Source organism: Streptomyces boluensis (assembly GCF_009908195.1).
Classification (GTDB): Bacteria; Actinomycetota; Actinomycetes; order Streptomycetales; family Streptomycetaceae; genus Streptomyces; species Streptomyces boluensis.
This window is the reverse complement of record NZ_JAAAHS010000430.1, coordinates 1-5,975: the sequence shown is the minus strand read 5'-3', so window position 1 is coordinate 5,975 and position 5,975 is coordinate 1. Positions and strand designations below refer to the sequence as shown.

Below are 5,975 nucleotides of genomic sequence, written 5' to 3'. Positions count from 1 at the left end.
GGCTGAGCGGGTGCCGGAGGGCCGGGCTCCGCCACGGCGGTCGATCCACCGGTCGATCCACCGGTCGATCTCGCCGGCGCTCCCGTCCTGGCGAAGAACGAGCTCATGGCCCCGGACGCGGCGCCGACCCCCGCGGCCGCGGAGGACTCGGCACGCATCGGCTCAGAGTGCACCGGCTCGGCGCGTACCGACTCAGCGTGCATCCACTCGGCAGGTCGGCGGGCTTCGGGTATTCGGCCCTCGCCCTCCGCGCCGTCGTTCCGCGGCAGGGACTGCTCCGCCGTCTCGGCCGTCGGTGTCGACTTCTTGCGCGGGGTGAACCAGCCACCGCCCCCGCCGTCGTCAGAAGCGCCGTCGTCGGCCGACTTGGTGGTCGGAGCGTCCATTCTGTGCCTCGCCTCGAACATCTTTCGGTCGGTCTGTGCACTTCCAGCAGGGAAGGTGCTTGTCTTTTCCTCGCTCTGTCCCGGAACGAATAGCGGTCCAATTGAACATCGCGATATCCCCCATTACGGACCAGTAGCCCGGAATGTGACATTGCCCGCAGCCCGCCGACGCAGCGCGCCCCGTCGCGTCTTCACGTCGGACAAATAACGGGAAGTCCGGTAACCGATCTCTGCGCCGATCCCCTCCATGCCGTGCGCCGCTTTGACTTGTGCGCGCCTCAGGTGCGCGCGGTCGAACCGGAGTCGACCCTACCGGCAGCCTCAGTACACACAAGCCCCTCACCCCTCGTTCGGAATTCGACTGACCAGTCAGCACAAATTCTCAATTCCCGTTCCCCGTAAGCCCATTCGTACCCGCATATCGGGAGCGCCCGATTCGAGCACTCGATTCGAATCGCGCGGGCAGACGGGCCGGTACGGCAGGCGGAACCGGTGCGTCGCTCACACCCGACGCGGGGCGCGAAGAACCCCTGATGCGCCTCCGCTGTGACCCGTTGCGCCCGCTGTGTTCGCGCCGATACGCCCCCTTGAGTACGTGGGATTACTCCCGGCGTCAGACGCGCTCCCCGACCCCCGCGCGGCACCGTGTTTCACGTGAAACTTGACCGCCCCGCACGACGGGCCACCCTCGTTGTCCATGTGATCGCGGCCGCCGGCTGGCTCGGGCTGACGCTCGGGCTGCTCGCCCTCGCGGTCACGGCGATCACCACCGAATCCCCGGCCATGACCGAGGCGACCGTCCGCTCCATGAAGGTCTTCGCTGACTGGCTGATCCTCCCGCTCGCCCTGCTCACGCTGCTGAGCGGCCTGGTCCTCTCCCTGGGTACGCCCTGGGGTCTGGCCCGGCATCGCTGGGTCTACACAAAGTTCTGGATGACGCTCGGCACCACCGTCGCCTCGGTCTTCGCCCTGCGTCCCGGAGTCACCGACGCCGCGGCATCGGTCGCCTCGGGCGCCGGGGTGCTCGATCCGACGGACCTGGTGGCCGGGCCGATCGTGTCCCTGTCCGCGTATCTCTTCATGACAGTGGTCTCCGTACTGAAGCCCTGGGGGCTGACGAAGCGTGGCCGAAAGCACCGTGCCGGATCGCGTAATGCGGTGGACGGCAGGGGCGTCCGTCAGACAGCCTGAACCGGGTGTCGACACCTTCACCCTCCACGCTGCCCGTCCGCCGGCTGACCCTGCGTGATGTGACCGCCTGCGCCGACCTCTCCGAGAACCGGGGCTGGCCCCGCGAGGAGCACAAGTGGGGTCTGCTGCTCTCCGCCGGTACGGGCCACGGCATCGACGACCCCGACGGAGGCCTCGTCAGCGCCTGCGTCGTCACGTCGTACGGCCCTTATGAACGACCGGAGTTGGCGGCGATCGGCATGGTCCTCGTCGCCGAGCGGCATGCGCGGCAGGGCATCGGACGGCGCCTGATGCACCACGTGCTGGCCGAGGCGGGCGACACTCCCCTGACCCTGCACGCGACGGAGTACGGACGGCCGCTGTACGAGGAGCTCGGCTTCAAGACGACCGGCCGCGCCGAGATGCTCCGCGGCCACTTCCGGCCGTCCGGCCCCGCGCCCTCCGTACGCACCCGTCCCGCGACGGCCGAGGACCTGCAGGCGATCCTGCGGCTCGACGGCGCGGTCTTCGGCACCGACCGCACCCTCATGATCACCCGGCTCCCGGCCTTCGCCGATCAGCTGCGGGTCGCCGAGAACGACGGCGAGATCATCGGGTACGCGGCGGCCTGGCCGAACATGGACACCCAGGTCGTCGGCCCGCTCATCGCCCGGGACACCGAGACCGCCAAGGCACTCGTCGCGGACCTGGCGCGGAACACCGACCGCCCGCTGCGTACGGACATCGATGTGCGCCACGAGGAACTCCTGGCATGGCTGAAGCTCCAGGGCCTGGAGTCCTGGAGCTTCAACGCGGTGATGACGTACGGCATCCCCGAGCTGCCCGGCGACTGGTCCCGGCGCTTCGCTCCGCTCACCGTCGCCGCGGGCTGACTCCCCACGCGGGAGTCACGGAACTACGCGGCGGCCAGCGCCTCCAGAGCCGTCTCGGCGAAGCCGTGGTCCTGCTGCGGTGCGCCTCCGCCGACGCCGATGGCGCCGATCAGGCGGCCGTCGCGGTGTACGGGCAGTCCGCCCGCGATGAAGATCAGCGGCCGGTCGAGTGCGGTCGGCAGCGTGTGGAAGAGGCCGCCCGGCTGCACCGCGTCGACGAGGTCGGCGGTCGGGGCGTCGAGCTGAAGCGCGGTGTACGCCTTGCGGGTGCTGGTCTCACCGGAGATCAGTACGGCGCGGTCGTCCCGCCGGAAGGCGAGCAGATGGCCGCCGGCGTCGAGGACGCTGACGCTGACCGTCACCCCGGCCGCCTCGGCGGCTTCCTTGGCGGCGGCCACGAGGAGCTCGGCGTCCGCGGTGGTCAGAGGGGCCACTGCGGTGGTGGTGCTCATGTGCGGTTCTCCTTGCGGGGTACGCGTACGGGGTGGTGGACGCGTGGGGTCGGTCGGCGGCCGGGCTTCAGTGAGCCCTGGGCTTCAGTGGACGGGTGTGGCCTGCTCGGCCGGGGCTCCGGTCGCGACGATCCGGGTGGCCGACCCGGACTGCCGACGCTCAAGGGCCGCCGACAGCACGGCCAGGACCAGGGCAGATGCGGCGAGTACGGCGCCCACCCAATTCGGCGCGGTGTAGCCGAGGCCCGCGGCGATGACCAGTCCGCCGAGCCAGGCGGAGAGGGCGTTGCCGAGGTTGAAGGCCCCGATGTTGACGGCGGAGGCGAGGGTGGGCGCCCCGGCTGCCTGGTCGAGGACGCGCTTCTGCAGCGGCGGCACGGAGGCGAAGCCCAGCGCGCCGATCAGTGTGATGGTCACGGCCGCGGCGATCTTGTTGTGCGCGGTGAGCGTGAAGAGGGCGAGGACCACGGCCAGGGCGCCGAGCGAGACGTACAGCAGCGGCATCAGGGCGCGGTCGGCGAGCTTGCCGCCGATGAGGTTTCCGGCGACCATGCCGAGCCCGAAGAGGACGAGCAGCCAGGTGACGGAGGAACCCGCGAATCCGGCGACGTCGGTCATCATCGGCGTGATGTAGGTGATGGCCGCGAAGACACCGCCGAAACCGAGCACCGTCATCGCCATGGCGAGCAGCACCTGCACGTTACGGAACGCCGCCAGCTCATGGCGCAGCCGTACGCCCTCAGGCTTGGGGGTGTCCGGGACCAGCTTGGCGACGCCGAGCAGACCGATGACACCGAGCCCGGCGACGATGGCGAAGGTGACGCGCCAGCCGAGGCTCTGCCCGACCAGGGTGCCGAGCGGGACGCCGACGACATTGGCGACGGTCAGGCCGGTGAACATCATCGCGATGGCGCCGGCCTTCTTCTGCGGGGCGACCAGATCGGCCGCGACCACCGAGCCGATGCCGAAGAACGCTCCGTGGGCGAGCGAGGCGACCACCCGGCCGGCCAGCATCACGCCGAAGACGGGGGCCACGGCGGAGAGCACGTTGCCGACGATGAACAGGCCCATCAGCAGCATCAGCATCCGCTTGCGCGAGATCTTGGTGCCGAGTGCGGTCATCAGGGGAGCGCCCAGGACGACGCCGAGGGCGTAGCCGGTCACCAGGTAACCGGCGAGGGGGATCGACACATCGAAGTCAGCGGCCACCTCGGGGAGGAGCCCCATGATCACGAATTCGGTGGTGCCGATTCCGAAGGCCCCGATGGCGAGGGCCAGGAGTGCTAGAGGCATGGGGTTTCGCCTTCCCAGAGATTGCTTCAGCGCCTTACGAGCGTTCACAATAATTGCAGACGCTTCTTAATTGCAAGCGCGGGCTATTTCACAGTTGGTCTATCCTGGGCGTCAGCCGCGCCGGGACAGCAGGCACACAGGCAGGGAGGCAGGAGCCATGACAGCGACGGACCCCGCACTGACCGCTCTTTCGCAGGGCTGGTGCGCCCTCTCCCTGCTCCACGGGAAGATCGAGTCGCACGTCGAGCGCGCGCTCCAGGCCGAGCACCAGCTGAGCGTGCGGGAGTACTCACTGCTCGACGTGCTCAGCCGCCAGCACGACGGTCCGGGCGGCCACCTCCAGATGAAGCAGGTCGCCGACGCGGTCGTCCTCAGCCAGAGCGCCACCACCCGCCTTGTCACCCGCCTCGAGGACCGCGGGCTGCTCTCCCGCTACCTCTGCCCGACCGACCGCCGCGGCATCTACACCGATGTCAGCGAGGCGGGCACCCAACTCCTCGCCGCTGCCCGCCCCACCAACGACGGCGCGCTGCGCGAGGCGTTGAACGCGGCGGCCGAGAATCCTGAACTGGCCCCGCTGGTCAGGGCAGTTGAGTCACTGCGCGTCCCCGCCTGAGGCACGCTGCGCCGAGGGCTCAAGGGTCTCCGGCCGGCATCGATTCTGCCCCCGTAGGCTGCGCCGCATGGGAGACATCGCGATCCGGCCGGCCGCTGCCGACGACCTAGCGGCCATCGTGGCCATGCTCGCCGACGACCCGCTGGGCGCCCAGCGCGAGTCCCCGGACGACCTCGCTCCGTACGAGAAGGCCTTCGCGCGCCTGGCCGACGACCCGTCGCAGCATCTGGTGGTCGCCGTCCGCGGGGACCGGGTCGTCGGCACCCTCCAGCTCACGGTCATTCCGGGCCTGTCCCGGCGCGGCTCGACCCGGTCGATCATCGAGGGCGTACGCATCCACTCCGACGAGCGCGGCAGTGGTCTCGGGACCCACCTGATCGAATGGGCGGTCGCTGAATCCCGGCGCCAGGACTGCCAGTTGGTCCAGTTGACCTCCGACACGACCCGCATCGACGCTCACCGTTTCTACGAACGGCTCGGCTTCGAGGCCTCGCACCTGGGGTTCAAGCTCTCGCTCGGCTGAGCCGGGGACGCCCCGCAGCTTCCGCCCTCGCGTCGGGCGGGCGGTTCCGTTTCACGCGGGGCGCGCTGTTTCACGTGAAACAGCGCGCGTCTCCGTGCAGGGCGCCTCGGTGCAGGGACCCTCCGTTCAGGGCGCCTCCACGCAGCCGACGGCCCTCACTCGCCGCCGCGCCACGCCTCCGGCTCCACCCCGCCGGGCACCGACGCCCCCACCTCGTACGGCTCCCGGGTGAAGACGAACGAGCCGAGGTCGAGGTGGCTCAGCGAGCCGTCCTCGCGTCGCACCGCGCGCAGCGTCTCCCCCGCGTAGTACCCGCTGAGCCCCGTCCAGGTGCCGTCCGGCTCCGCGCGGAACCGGGCGCGACGACCGCTCCCGGCGAGCGGGCCGAGTTCGAGGCTGCCGTCCGCCGGCAGGCGCAGGCCGAAGCTGTGCGTCCCCCAGTACCAGGCGCCCGCCAACTCCAGTACGGATCCGTCGACTTCGGGAGCCGGACGCCACGGCTCCGGGATGCGCGGCTCGGCCTCGGCGACGATCCGTACGAGGTCCGCGGCGAGCGTGCCGAGCAGCGGGCCCGAAGTGCAGTTGGCGAGCGCGACGGCCGCGACGCCGTCCTCCTCGCTCAGCAGCAGGCAGGCCAGGAAC

General features: G+C 70.4%; 7 protein-coding genes and 1 pseudogene. 4 read left to right on the top strand and 4 right to left on the bottom strand.

All coding sequences use genetic code 11. The annotated features are described in order from the left end of the window. A pseudogene (locus tag GUY60_RS32905) lies at positions 1-386 on the bottom strand (hypothetical protein); the annotation flags it as partial. A gap of 654 nt (positions 387-1,040) precedes the next feature. Here GUY60_RS32905 and GUY60_RS32900 point away from each other — a divergent pair. Continuing rightward, positions 1,041-1,577 carry a DUF2269 domain-containing protein gene (locus tag GUY60_RS32900; protein ID WP_161704571.1) on the top strand — a complete coding sequence of 179 codons (537 nt, stop codon included), beginning with the start codon at positions 1,041-1,043 and terminating at the stop codon, positions 1,575-1,577. Between the two features lie 5 nt (positions 1,578-1,582). Then, the gene (locus tag GUY60_RS32895; RefSeq protein ID WP_161704569.1) at positions 1,583-2,449 is read left to right on the top strand and encodes a GNAT family N-acetyltransferase; all 867 of its coding nucleotides are present in this window, start codon (positions 1,583-1,585) and stop codon (positions 2,447-2,449) included. 23 nt (positions 2,450-2,472) lie between these two features. Here GUY60_RS32895 and GUY60_RS32890 read toward each other — a convergent pair whose 3' ends face one another. Further along, positions 2,473-2,901: a GlcG/HbpS family heme-binding protein gene (locus GUY60_RS32890; protein ID WP_161704567.1), complete on the bottom strand. Its 429-nt coding sequence runs from the start codon at positions 2,899-2,901 to the stop codon at positions 2,473-2,475. An 84-nt stretch (positions 2,902-2,985) separates the two neighbouring features. Beyond that, positions 2,986-4,194, bottom strand: a complete 1,209-nt coding sequence (locus GUY60_RS32885) for an MFS transporter (RefSeq protein ID WP_161704565.1) — start codon at positions 4,192-4,194, stop codon at positions 2,986-2,988. A 157-nt stretch (positions 4,195-4,351) separates the two neighbouring features. Between GUY60_RS32885 and GUY60_RS32880 the strand changes: the two genes are divergently transcribed. Next, positions 4,352-4,810, top strand: coding sequence for a MarR family winged helix-turn-helix transcriptional regulator (locus GUY60_RS32880; RefSeq protein WP_161704563.1), 459 nt, complete (start codon positions 4,352-4,354; stop codon positions 4,808-4,810). A 67-nt stretch (positions 4,811-4,877) separates the two neighbouring features. After that, positions 4,878-5,333 (top strand): GNAT family N-acetyltransferase, encoded by a 456-nt coding sequence (locus GUY60_RS32875; protein WP_161704561.1) that lies wholly within the window; start codon positions 4,878-4,880, stop codon positions 5,331-5,333. 155 nt (positions 5,334-5,488) lie between these two features. On the opposite strand, the gene GUY60_RS32870 is transcribed toward GUY60_RS32875, so the two are convergent. Beyond that, positions 5,489-5,975 (bottom strand): DUF7586 domain-containing protein (locus tag GUY60_RS32870; protein ID WP_446697012.1); only part of this gene is annotated, 487 nt, incomplete at its 5' end.

What these genes read in the sequence shown, in the direction of transcription:
- GUY60_RS32890 (WP_161704567.1), bottom strand. Translation starts at nt 2,901, where the DNA reads ATGAGCACCACCACCGCAGTGGCCCCTCTGACCACCGCGGACGCCGAG.
- GUY60_RS32885 (WP_161704565.1), bottom strand. Translation starts at nt 4,194, where the DNA reads ATGCCTCTAGCACTCCTGGCCCTCGCCATCGGGGCCTTCGGAATCGGC.
- GUY60_RS32880 (WP_161704563.1), top strand. Translation starts at nt 4,352, where the DNA reads ATGACAGCGACGGACCCCGCACTGACCGCTCTTTCGCAGGGCTGGTGC.
- GUY60_RS32875 (WP_161704561.1), top strand. Translation starts at nt 4,878, where the DNA reads ATGGGAGACATCGCGATCCGGCCGGCCGCTGCCGACGACCTAGCGGCC.